Annotated in this window: 13 protein-coding genes; 6 read left to right on the top strand and 7 right to left on the bottom strand. The window is 63.7% G+C overall.

All coding sequences use genetic code 11. The features are described 5' to 3' along the window. Window positions 1-285: 285 nt before the first annotated feature. Complete coding sequence (locus QNJ67_02875; GenBank protein MDJ0607891.1) at window positions 286-675, bottom strand: hypothetical protein; 390 nt, start codon at window positions 673-675, stop codon at window positions 286-288. A 168-nt stretch (window positions 676-843) separates the two neighbouring features. Between QNJ67_02875 and QNJ67_02870 the strand changes: the two genes are divergently transcribed. After that, on the top strand, window positions 844-1068 hold the full coding sequence (locus QNJ67_02870; GenBank protein ID MDJ0607890.1) for a hypothetical protein: 225 nt from the start codon (window positions 844-846) through the stop codon (window positions 1066-1068). A gap of 43 nt (window positions 1069-1111) precedes the next feature. Here QNJ67_02870 and QNJ67_02865 read toward each other — a convergent pair whose 3' ends face one another. After that, complete coding sequence (locus QNJ67_02865) at window positions 1112-4300, bottom strand: AAA family ATPase (protein MDJ0607889.1); 3189 nt, start codon at window positions 4298-4300, stop codon at window positions 1112-1114. Between the two features lie 324 nt (window positions 4301-4624). Between QNJ67_02865 and QNJ67_02860 the strand changes: the two genes are divergently transcribed. The 4 genes from QNJ67_02860 (at window position 4625) to QNJ67_02845 (ending at window position 8378) form a co-directional block, all read left to right on the top strand. Next, entirely contained in the window at window positions 4625-5068 is a 444-nt protein-coding gene (locus QNJ67_02860; protein MDJ0607888.1) for a helix-turn-helix transcriptional regulator, read from the top strand. Between the two features lie 324 nt (window positions 5069-5392). Then, window positions 5393-7582 carry a hypothetical protein gene (locus QNJ67_02855; GenBank protein MDJ0607887.1) on the top strand — a complete coding sequence of 730 codons (2190 nt, stop codon included), beginning with the start codon at window positions 5393-5395 and terminating at the stop codon, window positions 7580-7582. Between the two features lie 125 nt (window positions 7583-7707). Next, a complete protein-coding gene (locus QNJ67_02850; GenBank protein ID MDJ0607886.1) occupies window positions 7708-7938 on the top strand; it encodes a hypothetical protein in 231 nt (76 codons plus the stop codon). 197 nt (window positions 7939-8135) lie between these two features. After that, window positions 8136-8378 carry a hypothetical protein gene (locus QNJ67_02845; protein ID MDJ0607885.1) on the top strand — a complete coding sequence of 81 codons (243 nt, stop codon included), beginning with the start codon at window positions 8136-8138 and terminating at the stop codon, window positions 8376-8378. Window positions 8379-8406: 28 nt separating this feature from the next. On the opposite strand, the gene QNJ67_02840 is transcribed toward QNJ67_02845, so the two are convergent. The 5 genes from QNJ67_02840 to QNJ67_02820 all read right to left on the bottom strand — a co-directional run bounded on the left by QNJ67_02840 (window position 8407) and on the right by QNJ67_02820 (window position 14718). Continuing rightward, a complete protein-coding gene (locus QNJ67_02840) occupies window positions 8407-9867 on the bottom strand; it encodes an ATP-binding protein (protein MDJ0607884.1) in 1461 nt (486 codons plus the stop codon). A gap of 252 nt (window positions 9868-10119) precedes the next feature. Then, window positions 10120-10821 (bottom strand): ABC transporter ATP-binding protein, encoded by a 702-nt coding sequence (locus QNJ67_02835; protein ID MDJ0607883.1) that lies wholly within the window; start codon window positions 10819-10821, stop codon window positions 10120-10122. Between the two features lie 5 nt (window positions 10822-10826). Next, the gene (locus tag QNJ67_02830) at window positions 10827-11585 is read right to left on the bottom strand and encodes an ABC transporter ATP-binding protein (GenBank protein ID MDJ0607882.1); all 759 of its coding nucleotides are present in this window, start codon (window positions 11583-11585) and stop codon (window positions 10827-10829) included. Window positions 11586-11589: 4 nt separating this feature from the next. Next, window positions 11590-13449 carry an ABC transporter permease gene (locus QNJ67_02825; protein ID MDJ0607881.1) on the bottom strand — a complete coding sequence of 620 codons (1860 nt, stop codon included), beginning with the start codon at window positions 13447-13449 and terminating at the stop codon, window positions 11590-11592. Between the two features lie 69 nt (window positions 13450-13518). Beyond that, window positions 13519-14718 (bottom strand): ABC transporter substrate-binding protein, encoded by a 1200-nt coding sequence (locus QNJ67_02820; GenBank protein MDJ0607880.1) that lies wholly within the window; start codon window positions 14716-14718, stop codon window positions 13519-13521. Between the two features lie 243 nt (window positions 14719-14961). Here QNJ67_02820 and QNJ67_02815 point away from each other — a divergent pair, with 243 nt between their 5' ends. Beyond that, complete coding sequence (locus QNJ67_02815) at window positions 14962-15180, top strand: hypothetical protein (GenBank protein ID MDJ0607879.1); 219 nt, start codon at window positions 14962-14964, stop codon at window positions 15178-15180. The last annotated feature ends 52 nt before the right edge of the window (window positions 15181-15232 follow it).

Raw genomic sequence — 15232 nt, 5'->3', positions numbered from 1 at the left:
GTAATGCCCATGACCGGGAGGTAGCAGGAGACGCGCGCCAGGGTCTCCTCCGGCGGGATCAGCCTGTGCGTTGATTTCCTGAAGCCTTTTGTGAGATCGCCCGGACTTGACCGCAGGATGTCGAATGCCGCGCTTTTGTCCCGTACCGTCATATCACCGCCACCGGATCTTGCTGCAGCTGTCTGGTGCTGAAGTATTTATGAGCGGGAAGGCTGCGGGTTAACGGCAAACGTGCATCCGCCGCAACCGCGGCCTATTCCCACTCGTCACTCGGAAGGTCTGCCCTCAGTTCAGACTAGCCGAGCCAGGATCAATCAGGACACGGGCAGAAACGCCATCACCCGGATCAACGAGCACTCTCGCAGAACCCATATCGCCCGGATCGACCAGCACTCTCGCAGAACGCACGTCACCGGGGTTGATCAGCACCATGGCTGAGGAGTTATCGCCGGGATCGTCGGATGCTTCGATCGGTTCGACGCAACCCGGATCGACCAGCACCCTGGCGGACTGGCAATCGGCGTGCGTCTCAGCGCCTTCGTCCACCCAAGGGGAGAGCTCGGTGTTCCCGCTCTCAGTCTGCCCCTCCACTCTTACACAGCTTCCCGGGCGAAGTAGGTAGAGAGCGCCGTCTGCCCCTCTCGTCAGGGTGCCTTCATCAAATTGCTGATACATTATTCTCTCCCTTGATTCGAGCTAAAGAGCCTGCTCGCCCTATTGGATTTAAGAACAATTTGCTTAATCGTCTGTGAAGCGCTTCACAGCATCCCGCACTGAGATGATTTAGCGTTACTTACTTTTTAGTAACCGTTTGCAACCTTTGGGTTGGGGAGACATCTTGGAATGAGTGGTGATGTAACCAGAATCAACGCCCACAATAGCGCCGAAGCACACGCCATCAGGCTATGTCTGGACGAGTTGGGCGCGCACGCCGAGGCTCAGGGCCTCACCCTGGCGGCTAACCTGATCGGCGCCGCATCCCGAGCGATCTCGGATGAGATCTTTCAGAAGGAAGTGGCGGAACGGGTCGCCACGGCGTCTGAGGGCTTAGCAGTCAAGGCAAAGTAAGCCGCACCTCGGGCTACTATTTCTTCACAAGAATGGTAGCCGGTCAGTCGACAAGATCGATCGGAAGGCCGGCTTTAGTGCGCGTACACTCCGCCAAGTTCAACCAGTAATCCATCTCGAGCGAACGATACTTCGAGATGGCAAGGTTCAGGTTCTCCACAGCCGCCCGTTCGCGGTCGGAGCGCTGATAGACTCGCGCCAAGCCGTAGTGAGTATGAGCCAGCAGCGGCGCCATTAACTGGCGCCGGGCGATTTTCTGGGCTCGGAGGTAGAAGGATTCTGCCTGTTGGGCGCTCAGCTTGCTTCTCCGGCTGGCGATTTCGCCCAGGAGCCAAAGCGCCCAGGCTTCATCGCCGATCTCGCCGTGCCGCCGCGCCGTTTCCAGGGCGTTGTCGGCGTGGAGACGGGCCTGCTCCTCCTGGCCCGAGAGGAGGAGGGCCTCTCCCAGCCAGGTCAGTTCCTGCGAGAGCTGGAACTTCAGGGCCTGATGTTCCGCGGCGGCCGCCGCTTTGCGCAGCAGCCGCAAGCCGTCTCTGAGGGCGCCGAGGCGGACCTGGGCGTAGCCGAGCGTCGCCGCGCTCAAGGGGAATAGGAGCTTGGCCCGGGTCGAGTTGCAAAGTTCGAAGCTGCGCACGAGCGGCGGCAGGCTGCGCTCGAAATCGCCTTTCCTCAGCAGAGCGTTGCCGACGAATAGGTAAGCGTAGATCTGACTGAAGACGTGACCGGCCTCCTCGGCGATCATGATGCCTTCATCACCGACGCGGATCGCCTCCGCGAAGTGACCGAGCTCGCCGAGCGCTCTTGCCAGGGAAGTTCGACTGCCGACAGAGGCAATAACCAGCAAACCAAAACGATCGAACGACTCGCCTTTCGAGATCTTTCCGATGGTGGTTTCCAATAGCCCACAGGCGGATTGGTAGTCTCCGCGATCGAGATACACCGATCCAAGCCGAGTCCCGATTTCGATCTGCGACTTGGCGTCGCCCAAGCGTCGCGCCAGGTCCAGCGCCAACTCGCCCTTGGCGATGGCCCCTTTCAAGTCAGCACGCACCCAGTGGCAGACCATAAAGGCGGAAACCACCTTGGTCAGCCGTCGGCGATCATCCAGCGCTTCGGCGAGCCGCTGGGCTTCGACGAGCTGCCGATGCGCCAGGTCCTGTTTCCCGAGAGTGAAGAGCGTCTGGACGTACTCGAGGCGGGTATCGATTTCCCTGCTGCGATACCGCCTGCTGTCCGGCAGCCGGTCGAGCGATGTCAAAGCGGAACTGAAGAGCCTTGCAGCCTCGCGATTGGCCGAACGTCCTTGGGCGCGGCGCCCGGCCCTTCGGCAGTAAGCGAAAGCCTTGGACCAGTCCTCTGCCAGAAAAGCGTGATGCGCCAGGAGATCGATCTTGCCATGCAGCTGTTGTTCTGAGCGCTTCTCGATCGCCGAGAGCACACGGGCGTGCAGTCCCTGGCGTTTCGCTTTGAGGATCGTCTTGTAAGCCACATCGTGGATCAACGCATGGCGGAAGCTGAACTCGAGGTTCGGCACTATGCGCGTGCGTTCCAGGAAGCCGGATTGCTGCAGCCGGCCGAGGCACGCGAACAGCTCCTCCCTGTCCATGGGATAGAGCTCTCTGAGCAAGCCGACGTCGACGCGGGCGCCGATCACCGAAGCGCTTACCAGCAGCGTCCGGTCCACAGCGGGCAGCGCGTCGATGCGCGCCGCCAACACGCCGTTCACCGTTGCGGGAATCTCGAGCTCGGACACCGGGACCGCCAGGTCGTATCCGCCCGGCACTCGGGTCAGAGCGCCGGAATCCTCCAGCGCCCGCACGCATTCGCCGAGGAAGAAAGGGTTGCCCTGGGTCTTGACCGCGAGGAGGTGCTTCAACTCCTCGAGGGCCGGGTCGTTGCCCAGCCAGGTCTCGAGGAGGTCGGAGGTCTGGCTGCGCGAGAACGGGGTTAGTTCCAATTCCTGGGCCGCCGGCCAGCCGGCCCACGCCGAGCCGCCGCTTTCGCGGCTCGTTACGATGAGGAACAGGCGGGAGTTCGGCACCCGCTGCGCCAACTCCTGGGTCAGGAGTCTGGTTTCGGAATCGGCCCATTGGAAGTCTTCGAAGGCCAGGATCATCGGCGCGCCGCGGCACGCCGCATCGACAACGTCTGCGACTGTCTCGACGATGTTCTGCAAGCGCTCGGCCGGCTCCAGTTGAGACCAGGCGGGATCGTCGACAGCGAGGTCGAAGACCTGCTGGACGGCCGAGAGCGCATTGCGGCCGGCGACGTCCAGTTCAGATAGCGCCTGCGCAATGCTCTCTGCGGGCGGCGTCCCGGACCCCAGTTGCAGCAAGTGCCGGAGTATCCGTGCCGAGGGCTCCAGAACACGTGCCATGCCCGCCGGCAGGATCTCGCAACAGATCGCGCTGCCTTTCATGGCGGGGATCAGCCCGAGGAACTCGGAAAGCAGGCGGGACTTTCCGATACCCGCCTCGCCCGTCATGGCCAGCGTCCGTCCCTCCCCCGCCGACACCTCCCGCCAGAGGGTTTCGAGACGGTCCAGATCCTTGGCACGGCCGATGAACAGTGGCTCCGAAGCGCGCTGCGCAGGACCGGGGGGGCGCTGACCGAGGTCGATCTCTTCCAGCAGGTAAGCCTGAACCGCCTCGGCGTCCGGGCGGATGCGCACGACTCCCTGCGGACGCACCGCCACCTTCTGGGATACCAGCCGCAAGGTATCCAAGCTGATAAGCACGCCGTTGACGGGGGCGGCGCTCTCGAGGCGCTGGGCGAGGTAGACCGCTTCCCCGACCACCCGGTACTTCAGCCCGTAGTCGCCGTTAGGCTCCTTCACCACGACCTCGCCGGAACTGAGGCCGATCCTGATGCTCGACGCGTCGGGCGCGCCTGATCCCTCGGCATTCAGCGCCCGCACCCGGTTTCGAATCGCGGCAGCCGCCAGGCACGCCCGCATGCCGTGGTCTTCCTGGGCCCGCGGGGCGCCGAAGATGGCCATCACGCCATCGCCGAGCACCTGGTTGACCATGCCGCCGAAGCGCTCCACGCCCTCGACCATGATCTGCAGCAAGGTCAAGAGCGCGTCGTCAGCGTCCTCGGGGTCGCAGCCGGCCACGAAGCGGCCGGACTGCGCGATATCGACGAACATGACGGTGACGAACTTCCGTTCCCCGTCAAAGGCGTCGAGCGGCTCTGGCTGCGGTTGTTCCAAAACTGCGAGCTTACCAATCAACGGACGCTCACCTCTACCCGTCAGCGTGCTTCCAACCTGACGAACCTGGAAGCGGCCCGGATCTCAAAGTTCCCGGCGCTTCGTTAGTTTAGACAACTTTTAACCAATAAGTAAGATTCCACGGAAATCGGCCACTTACAATCCAGAACTCTAAAGTTCGCCCATAAGTCGAACAATTCAGTTGAAGTTTGTGATAGACATTACCGTTGAAGTAGGTATCATTTGGCCGTTTTCGGCAGAAGAAGCATTGCTCTGGCCTTGCTTTCACCTCTTGCCGGAAAAGCTTGGTCTCGCGGGTGGGCGGGCTAAAAAATACAACTAAAAATGGAGACTGGTATCATCATGGGTAGTCGTAGGGATTCGCGCACGGCGTATGTCGATTCTCACGTAGGAAATCGGCTTCGTGAGCGGCGCATTCTCCTGGGCTTGAGCCAAACACGCTTGGGGGAGTCGCTTGGATTGAGCTTTCAGCAGATCCAGAAGTACGAACGCGGTATCGACCGGATCAGCGTCGGCCGCCTGGTGCATCTCGCTCATGTGCTCGACGTGCCCATTACCTATTTCTTCGAGGAGTTGTCCGATCCGTCCGCGGCGCCGGGGGCGAACAGCATGACGGCGGGGGACGTTTTGAGCTCGGTCGCGGCAGACGACCCTATGTCGAAGCGCGAAACGCTCGAGCTCGTGCGGGCCTATTATCAGATCGAGCAGCCGGAGCTGCGCAAGCATATCTTCTCGCTCATCCGGTCGATCGCTTCCCGGGAGCACTGAGAAAAGGCCGACGCCCGGCCCCTCGCCAGGTCGACATTCGATAGAAATCCCGCCACCGTTGCGCGCGGTGGCTGATAGACTTTGTCGTGCGGCAACCAAGGGGCGACAGCCGTCTCTTGGCGGCGTTGCCCCGAGAGCCTCACCCGGAAAAGTTTACCATAAATGGTAAGAAAATCAGAGATTTAGAGGCAATTTTCATAGTAATGACAACAAACGATTCACGATTCTTGTTGAGAATCCGCCCAGCTTAACGGGCCGGAAGGGGTTGACGCCTTAGGCTCAACGTCCACTGACAAACAATAAACCAGCGGAGTTGCGTTCTCGGTGAGCGGTCCCAGCCATCAAACCGCAGAGACGGAAGACGCGCCTCGCGGCGGCGAGGATACGCGCCCGATTCCGCTCGACATCATGAGTCGGCTGGACGGCATCGATCTGATGCAGAACGTCTCGATCATTGTCGAAGGGCTGCCGAACGGCGCACAGCTCTCGACAGGAAAGAACAATTGGGACGGTACCTGGTCGCTGACCCCGATTCACCTTACCAATGTCAAGTTCATCCCGCCGGCGATCGCGGAGCCGCGGGAGTACACCCTGACGGTGCGCGTGCTCATGATCGACACCGACGGCTATGGCATTGCCACCACCGTCGCCCTTTTCGATCTCGACGTGCCGGCGCACGCCGAGGATGTCGAAATCGCACCGGCCGCCGCACCGACCGCCGCTCCGACGGCGAAGGCCGCTCCAACGGCGAAGGCCGACGCGCAGATTGAAGAGGATCGACTGGCCGCTCTCGAGGAGAAGTGGAAGGCCGAAGAGCAGAAGCGCCTGGCCGAGGCCGAGGCCAAGTGGAAGTCAGAAACGGAGGCCAAGTGGAAGGCGGTCATCCAGTCCCGGCTGTCCGAGATCGAAGCCAAGCGCGATGCCCTGATCGACCGTGGCAAAGCCCTGTCGGACAACAAGAAGCTGGCCGAGGACGCGCGCAAACAGGCCGTCGAGGAGGCCAAGCGCGAAGCCGAGATGGAGCGCCAGCGCGCGATCGACGAGATCCAGCGTGCGGCCGAGGACGAGAAGCGCAAGGCGGTTGAGGAAGCGCGCCTCCAGGCCGACCTGGAGATGAAGCGCGCGATCGAGGCCGAACGCCAGCGCGTCCTGGAAGAGGCCATGAAGCAGGCCGAGGGCGAGAAGCTACAAGCGATCGAGCAAGCCCGGGAAAGGGCCGAGAAGGAAAAGCGGCTGGCCGCCGAGGCTGTCAAGAAGATCGCCGACGAGGAGGCCCAGCGCCGGGCTAGTCAAGAACACCAGATCGCCGAGATGGAAGCGCGCATCCGCGCCGAGGAAGAAGGCCGTCTCGCCGAGGAGCGGGCGAAGTGGAAGTCCGAGGAGGAATCGCGCCTCGCGGAGCTGGAGACCAAACTTCAGCAGGAATACGAGGAGCGCCTGGCAAAGGCCGAGGCCGAGAAGCTGAAGGAAGCTGAAAAGCGCATCGCCGATGCCGAGGCCAAGAGGATCGAGGAGGAAGAAAGAAGGCTCGCCGAGCTCGAAGCGAAGCGACTGGTCGAGGAGGAGAAACGCCTCGCCGCCGAAGAGGCGCGGCGGCTTGCCGAAGCCGAGCGACAGTTCGCGGAACGAGAGACCAAGCGCCTCGCCGAGGCGGAGAAGCGCTTGGCGGACGAAGAAGCCAAGCGCCGGGCCGAGGAAGAACAGCGACTCACCGAGATGGAGACGCTCCGCAAGGTCGAGGAGGAACGTCGCCTCGCCGAGCTCGAAGCCAAACTGACGGCGGAAGGCGAACTCCGACAGGCCGCCGAGGTCGCGAAGCAGAAGCTGGAGCACGAGCTCAAAAAGGCTGCCGAAGAGGCCAGGAAAACCGCTGAATCGGAACGCCGAAAGGCCGCTGAAGAAGCCCAGCGGAAGGCGAAGGAAGAACTTCGCCAGGTCATGGAGGAAGCCAAACGCCAGACCGAGCAGGAGCGCAAGCGGGCCCTGGAGGAAGCTAAGCGCCAGATCGAGGAGGAACGCCAGCAGGCGGCCGAGGCGGTCCGGCTCTCAACCCTCGAAGAGAAGCGCAAAGCCACTGAGCGTGCGAAGAAGAAGACCGAGGAGGCGCGCCGGAACGCTGCCGCCGAGGCCAAACGCCAGGCGAACGACCGCCAGCGCGAAGCCAAGGAGCGCGCCCAGAAGAAGGTCGATGCGCAGCGCCGGGCGCTCGCGCAGAAGGACCTGAAGAAGGCTTCGGAGCACCGCTGGGAGGCCGCGGAACTGGCCCGGCAGCGGGTGAACCAGGATCCGCTCGAAGGCCTTGGCAGCATGAAGTACGGAAAGAAGCCGCCACCCCCTACCGTTATCGCTGCAGGAAAGTCGGTCGAGAATGCCGGAGCGGCCAAGCTCTCGCTCGGCAAGACTCACGCGTCCGGCTTGATCACCGAGCCGCCGCCGAAGCCCAAGTCCGGGGCGAACCAGAAGAAGGAGCGGGGCAAGATCGCCCGCTGGCTGTTCGGACAGACCGACAGCTGACCGCCGCCAGGCCGGCCCGATGACCGCAATTAATTGTAAAGCATAGGATTTCATCCTTTCTAAAGAGCGGTCTTGCCACTCTGCCTAAGGTAATCTCGGCAAGGGATCAGGAGGATGTGATGGGCTTGTCGAAGCGCACGTTCGAGGTTGTCCTCGACCTGCTGGAGAACAAGATCAGCTGCATGGAAGGCTGGGACCAGGCGACCGCCAGAGAGCGGTCCAAGCTGGAAGCCTGTCGGCGCGAGCTGCTCGAGGTACAGGGCCGTGAACGGTCGGATCGGGAAGGTGGGCGGTCCGCCGTGGTCATCGATGCCTTTCCCGATGCCGTTGTGCCCGAACCCGACGCAGCACAGTAACTTATTGAATTTTGGTTACTTTTTAGAATGGCCTGCTGACCCTCCAGGCCTCGGAAGCGCCGATTCTCGGCTCAAACATGACACAAGGCCGCCCTCGCTGTTGAGGTATGGTCCCGGCGGTTCGGGCGTATAATAGCCGTAGCACGCCAACGACCCTTTCCGGGCGGTCGACGAAAGTCTAACGCAGGAGCGCTCAAGTGGTCATCTGGACGCGGGTACAGAACCTCAAGAGACGGCGCGATGAGCGACAGAGCGCGGCGCGCGTCAAGGACCTCGAACTGGCCGCGAGCTTCGTCCGGTCGATCGAAACCGGTGACGTTCGAACCGATGTCGAGATCGGCGAACTGGCCACACGTCTCCAGGAACTTGCATGGGAAGCGACCGCCCGCTCCCTCTCGGCCAATCGGCCGGCAACGCCCTGCGCCGCGAAAAACGACTGAGGCGATCACCTCTATATCGAGAAATCCTTTAGGCCGAGCGCAGGAGCTCGATGTGGCTGCTCTGGTGCGCCCGGCGGTCGATGACACGATCGGCCGGAAACCAGATCGTCGCCGTGGTCCCCAATCCGAGCTCGCTTTGCAACTCGAGGCAGCCGCCGTGCAGCTGCATGATCTGGTCGACCAGGGGCAGACCAAGCCCGGTTCCCTCGTGTTCCCGATTGAAAGCGCTCGCCACCTGCACGAAGGGCTCTCGAACCTTCTTGAGATCGGTCGCCGAGATGCCGATTCCGCTGTCCTGGACGCTGAAGCCGTATCGCCCTGCGCCGTCTCCCTGCAACGTCAATACTATGGCGCCACCCGAGCGGGTGAACTTGATCGCGTTGCTCATCAGATTGATGATAACTTGAGAAATCAGTCTCTTGTCGACCTCGAGCAAGGGCACGTTGGCGGGGAAATGGGCAACCACCCGGATCCCCTGCTCTTGGCTCTTGGCGCTCAGCATACGCAGGCAGCGGTCTATGACGCTCGGCAGATCCACGTTGGAGACATCCAGTGTCAGCTTGCCGGCCTCCGCCTTCGAGAGGTCCAGAATGTCGTTGATGATGACAAGAAGGTGGTTGCCACTGTTGTGGATATCTCGGACGTAGTCCTGGTATCGCGATGAGCCGAGCGGTCCGAAGACCTCTTTGTCTAGGATCTCGGAGAAACCGATGATCGCATTGAGCGGCGTCCGGAGCTCGTGGCTCATGTTGGCCAGAAACTCGCTCTTCGACTGGTTCGCGACCTCGGCCTGCTCACGCGCCGACTCCGCTTGCACCTTGGCGAGCCTCAGCGCGTGTTCGGAGCGCCGGTGCTCCGTGATGTCGCGGGCGAAGGCGCAGTTGTAGGCCTCGCCGTCGAACTCGATATAGTTGGCGGTGACGTCCATGGGAATGAGAGAACCGGACTTGGTGCACAGCAGCGACTCGTAGTTTGCATAGCCCGACTCCTTGAGCGCCTGCCAATGCTCCTCCCAGGCCGTCGGATCGAAGCGGGGGTCGATCTCCTGGATCGACTTCGCCAGCAGTTCGTCGCGCTCGTACTCCAGAGCCCGGCAAGCCGCCTCGTTGACGAAAAGGAAGTTCCCTTCCGGGCCGATCCAGAATGCCGACACGGCTGCGCGCTCGATCGTAAACTGCGGCAGACGCAAGGCCTTCTCACTCTGGCGGCGTTCGTTGACGATGCGCTCCATGAACACGACCGCCAGCATGGCGAGCGCGCTCATGATCACGCCGATCAGATCTTCGCTGGACGAGCCTACCGAAAAAATAACGTCGGGCGCCGCCAGATAGGCCCGCGCCAGGTAGTAGACCGCCATGGTCGCCGAGATGAAGGCGGTCAAGGCCGCCAGGAAGCCGAAGCGCCAATCCTCGAAACGTCGAAGCAGGGCCAGTGCCGAGGCAAAAGCGAAGGTGCTAATCAGGATTGAGACTATAAGACTAAGACTCATAGGACCAACCGTTCAACCAGTCGAACTTCGCGCGCTCTAACAAGGCATCTGCTTGAGAAATCTGACAAACCGGGCTTTCGCTCGACTCACTCCAGAACCGATAGAAGTTATTTCAAAATAAAAACTCTTGATTTCTTGTGTCTTTTTATCATATTTACCATTCATTATTCAATATAAAATTCGTTTCATTAAGTTAATTCGACACAAATACCGATAAAATCTTGAATTTCTTTCTACCGACACGCACGAGCTTCAGAGGTCTAGAAAGGCCCGGCCGGCGGAGCCGTCCGCCGAAAGCTCGCTCAGGGTCCCCCGATAGCGGATCTGCCCCTGTTCCAGGATCAGCGCCCGGCCGCCGATCGCGCCCGAGAAGCCCAGGTTCTGCTCCGACAGCAGGATCGCCATGCCGTCGTCGCGCAGCGTGCGCAGACCGCTCGCCAACTGCTCGACCACGATCGGCGCGAGACCTTCGGCCGGTTCGTCGAGCAGGATCAGGCGCGGGTTGCCCATCAGCGTGCGGCCTATGGTCAGCATCTGCTGTTCGCCGCCGCTCAATTGGCCGCCGAGGCGGCCGCGCAGCGCGCCGAGTCCCGGAAACAGCTCGAACACGCGATCCACGGTCCAATCCCGGGTGCCGCCGGGCCCCCGGCGGCGGCCGACGGCGAGGTTTTCGAGCACCGTGAGGTCGCTGAAGATCCGCCGCTCCTCGGGGACGTAGCCGAGGCCGAGCCGCGCGATCTCGTGCGTCTCGCGACCCTGGACATCCAGACCGTCGAACCGGATGCGCCCCCTGGCGGCCCGCACCAAGCCCATGATGGTCTTAAGGGTCGTGGACTTGCCCGCCCCGTTGCGGCCGAGCAGGACCACAACCTCTGACTCGCCGACCTCCAGGGACACCCGCCGCAGGATGTGCGCCAGGCCGTAGTAGGCGTCGACCTCGCGAAGCTCGAGCAGTGACGTCACGGCGCCGGCCCTTCCGAGCCTTGACCGCCGAGGTAGACCTCTCGGACCGTCGGATTCGCTCGGACAACTTCAGGCCGGTCGGAGGCGATCAGGCGCCCGCGACTCAAGACCATGATCCGGTCGGCGTGGGAGAAGACGACATCCATGTCGTGCTCGGTGAACAGCGCCATGATGCGCCTGCTTCTGACGACCTCCGCTGTCAGCGCCATGAGATCGGCGCGTTCGCGCGGCGCCATGCCCGCCGTCGGCTCGTCTAGGAGAAGCAGACGCGGTTGGTTTGTCAGTGCCAGGGCGAGTTCCACGCGCTTGAGATCACCATAGGCGAGCACACCGCAGGGTCGCTCGGCCTGCTCCGCCATGCCGACGCTCCGCAGCAGAGCCATGGCCTCGGCACGGTGCCGATCGCCGAGCCGCCTCGCCAGGCTGAGCGTACCGCCGCCGTGGCTGAGCAGCGCGACTTGGAGATTCTCCAGAACGGTCATCGAGGCGAAGGTCTGGGTGATCTGAAAGGTGCGCCCTACCCCCAGGCCCCAGATCTGCCGGGGCGAGCGGCCGGCCAGCTCAGTATCGCCCAGCAGGATCGAACCGGAGTCGGCGCGCAGCTGCCCGCTCAGCAGGTTGAAGCAGGTTGTCTTGCCGGCCCCGTTCGGGCCGATCATCGCGGTGAGTGTCCCCGGCTCGAGGGAGAAGCCGATGCCGTCGACGGCCCGAAGCGCGCCGAAGGACTTCTGCAGGTCGCGGACGACGAAAGCCACGGGCCTAGCGCCGCGCCGCGACACGGTCGAGCAGCCTGGAGACCGGGCCGGCGAGAGAACCGGCAAGGCCACGTGGGAAGGCGACCACGAGCAGCATAATCAAGGCGCCGAGGATCAATCGCCAATACTCCAGCCGTGAGATCAGATCGTGCAGGAAGGTGAAGGTGACGGCGCCAACGATCGGGCCCGACAGGGTCTGCAGCCCGCCCAGCAGCACCATGACCAGCGCATCGATCGACAACGGAATCGACAGCTGGTCGGGAAAGACGCTGCCCTTGGCGAAGGCGTAGAGAGCGCCCGCCAGGCCGGCGAAGAGGCCCGCGAGGGTGAAGGCGAACCACTGCTGCCGGTGCCGATCGATGCCAATGGCCTCGGCGCGCAGCGGCGAGTCACGGCAGGCCCTGAGGGCGTAGCCGAAGGGCGTGAAGACCGCATGGCGCAGCGCAATCAGCCCGCCGCCGGCGAGCGCCAGCGTGACGAGATAGAAGACGGTGCGGTCCTGGGCCCAGCCCGAGGGGCGGATCCCGAGCAGGCCGTCGTCTCCGCCGGTCACGCCGTACCACTGGGTCGCCACCGACCAGGCGATCTGCGCCGCGGCCAGTGTCAGCATGGCGAGATAGACCCCGGTGAGGCGCACGCAGAGCCAGCCCACGACCAGCGCGAAAGCAGCGGCGGCGAAGGGCGCCGCCATCACGGCCGCCTCCATCGGCGCCGCCAGATAGGTGACCAGCAGGGCCGCGCCGTAGGCGCCCATCCCGAAGTAGGCCGCGTGGCCGAACGAGATCATGCCCCCGGGCCCCATGATGAAGTGCAGGCTGGCGGCGAACAGGCAGAAGATCAGGATGTCCGTGGCCAGGATGACCGCGGACTCGCTCGCCGCCCAGGGCAGCAGCACGAGGAGCAGCGCGCCGGCCGCCAGCAAGGCCGCCGAACGGGGGGAGAGCGCGCCGAAGCGCGGAACCGAGGTCGCACGCGACCCCGACGGCGCGACGCCTTCAGGCCGGCCGAGCAGGCCCCAGGGCCGGAAAACCAGGACCAGGGCCATGACCAGGAACATGAGCACCAGGGTGATCTTGGGATAGAACAGCACGCCGAAGGCGTTGAGCTCGGCGATCAGCAGCGCGGCCAGGAAAGCGCCGGGAATGCTGCCCATGCCGCCGATCACAACGACGACAAAGGCTTCCGCAATGATATTGAGGTCCATCAGGAGGTCGGCCCCGCCCTTGGGGAGCTGCAGAGCGCCACCGAGCCCGGCCAGGAAGGCGCCCAAAAAGAAGACGCCGGTGAAGAGGTGCCGCTGATTGACCCCGAGCGCGGCGACCATCTCCCGGTCCTGCGTCGCGGCACGGACCAACGCGCCCCAGCGGGTCTTGCGGAACAGAAACCAGAGCAGAAGCAGGATCAGCGGGCCGAGCACGATGAGCGCGAAGTCGTAGGTCGGCAGGCGCTGGCCGAGGATCTCGACCGAGCCCCGCAGTCCCGGCGCGCGCGGCCCGAGCAGGTCTTCCGGGCCCCAGATCAGGAGGGCGAGGTCCTGGATCACCAGCACGACGCCAAAGGTGGCGACGAGCTGAAACAGCTCCGGGGCGCTGTAGATCCTCCGCAGCAGCAGAACCTCGATCACGACGCCGATCGCGCCGACGGCAAGCGCCGCTAGAAGCACGGCGCCCCAGAACCCCAGAGGTCCGGGCGACAGGAACTGCACCAGGCTGTAGGCGATGTAGGCGCCCAGCATGTAGAGCGAGCCGTGGGCCAGATTGACGATTCGGGTCACCCCGAAGACGATCGAGAGACCGACGGCAATCAGAAAGAGGGAGCAGGCGCTGGCCAGCCCGGTGAGGAACTGCGCCACGTAGATGCCCATGCCCGCCCCCGAGAGCCTCCGACCGGGCCCGTCCGGCTCAGCGGAGCCTGCGGATCTGGCGGAGCAGCATCACTCCGCGGGCCGCATCGCCTCGACGGCGGCGTCGTCCGGCAGGTGGTCGGCGCCGTCGGCGTAGACCCAGTCGACCATGACCCCGCGACCGTCGCGCAAGCTGGTCTTGCCGACGAACGCGCCCATGGTGGACTGGTGATCGATCTCGCGGAAGGTGATCTCGCCGAAGGGCGTATCGACCTTCAGGCCCTTCATCGCGGTGATCAGGGCCTCGGTTTCCGTCGAGCCGGCGTTCTCCAGGGCCGCCGCAATCGTCTGGAAGGTCGCGTAGCCGACCACCGAGCCGGCGCGCGGATAGTCCGACCAGCGGGCCTGATAAGCCTCGCGGAAGCGCTTGTGCGCCTCGGTCTCGATGTCGTACCAGGGGTAGCCCGTCACGATCCAGCCCTCGGGCGCCTCGTCCTTCAGCGCGTCGAGATACTCGGGTTCGCCGGTCAGCAGCGAGACCACTGCGCGATCCTCGAACAGGCCGCGCACCGTGCCCTCCCGCACGAACTTCGAGAGATCCGCCCCAAAGGTCACGTTGTAGATCGCTTCCGGCGTGGCCGCGGCGAGCGCCTGCACCTCGGCGCCGGCGTCGATCTTGAACAGCGGCGGCCATTGCTGCACGACCACCTCAATGTCGGGCCGCTTGGCGCGCAGCACCTCGAGGAAAGCGGCCACGGCGTCCTGCCCGTACTTGTAGTTCGGCGCGATCGTCGCCCAGCGCTTGACCGGAAGCTCGGCAGCCGCGCTGGCCAGCATGTGGGCCTGCATGTAGGTCGAGGGGCGGAGCCGAAAGGTGTAGCGGTTTCCTTTGGACCAGACCAGCGCATCGGACAGCGGCTCCGCTGCCAGGTAGAGTGTCTTGTTGCTCTGGGCGAAATCGGCGAGCGCCAGGCCGATGTGCGAGAAGAACCCGCCGGCGATCAACACCACCCGATCGGACGACAGGAGCTCGGCGGCGATCTTGACCGCTTCGCCCGGCTTCCCGGTATCGTCCCGCGAGACGACCTGGAGTGGCCGCCCGAGCACGCCGCCTGCCGCGTTGATCTGCTCGACCGCCAGGGTCCAGCCCTTCTTGTAGGGCTCGAGAAAAGCCGGCAAGCGCTTGTAGCTGTTGATTTCGCCGATCTTGATCGGCTCGGCGGCAAGCACCGCCGAGAAGCCCAGGACCCAGATGCCCGCCAAGACCGACAGGAGCGTTCGCAAGATCATGCCTCTCTCCCCATCCTCGTCGCCGCGCAGCCCGGCCCCCTCTTCTCATTACACGGCCTCGCGCAAAGTCCGGCAAGCCCCAAGGTCGGCGTAGACGAGGATTGCAGATTCCGCATGGGTCTTTCGATTGATCGACGGCCGGACCCTGCCCATTTCCCGGCTATTCCCGCAGGCTCCAAAAAAGAACAAACGGACCGAGGGTACGTTCATCGTCGATCCCGCGAATTCGGAGGAATAGCCAAGATGCAAGACTTCGCAACCGAGGTGCTGGACCGCTTCGCCGCGCATCCGGCCCGGGTCACCATCGTCACCGAACGTAACAAGTGCGGCACCTGGGGCGTGGCCGCCTACTACGAGCGCGAGGATGGCGCCCGGGACCGGCGACTCGTGGCGACCTGCGAGACCCAGAAGGACGCCGCACAGGCGCTGCGCAACGCCTGGGCCGCCCTCGGCAGCTGGTAGAGTCCCCGGCGGGGGTCCCGGCGCGATCGCCAGCCGAGACCCCCGCCGGTTG

It is taken from the genome of Kiloniellales bacterium (assembly GCA_030064845.1).
Classification (GTDB): domain Bacteria; phylum Pseudomonadota; class Alphaproteobacteria; order Kiloniellales; family JAKSDN01; genus JASJEC01.
The sequence above is the reverse complement of the archived record's forward strand: the minus strand, read 5'-3'. Positions and strand labels throughout refer to the sequence as shown.

Bases quoted from the DNA above. Each gene is read 5' to 3' on its own strand.
- QNJ67_02825 (MDJ0607881.1), bottom strand. From the start codon at position 13,449: ATGGGCATCTACGTGGCGCAGTTCCTCACCGGGCTGGCCAGCGCCTGC.
- QNJ67_02870 (MDJ0607890.1), top strand. From the start codon at position 844: ATGAGTGGTGATGTAACCAGAATCAACGCCCACAATAGCGCCGAAGCA.
- QNJ67_02840 (MDJ0607884.1), bottom strand. From the start codon at position 9,867: ATGAGTCTTAGTCTTATAGTCTCAATCCTGATTAGCACCTTCGCTTTT.
- QNJ67_02820 (MDJ0607880.1), bottom strand. From the start codon at position 14,718: ATGATCTTGCGAACGCTCCTGTCGGTCTTGGCGGGCATCTGGGTCCTG.
- QNJ67_02815 (MDJ0607879.1), top strand. From the start codon at position 14,962: ATGCAAGACTTCGCAACCGAGGTGCTGGACCGCTTCGCCGCGCATCCG.
- QNJ67_02860 (MDJ0607888.1), top strand. From the start codon at position 4,625: ATGGAGACTGGTATCATCATGGGTAGTCGTAGGGATTCGCGCACGGCG.
- QNJ67_02875 (MDJ0607891.1), bottom strand. From the start codon at position 675: ATGTATCAGCAATTTGATGAAGGCACCCTGACGAGAGGGGCAGACGGC.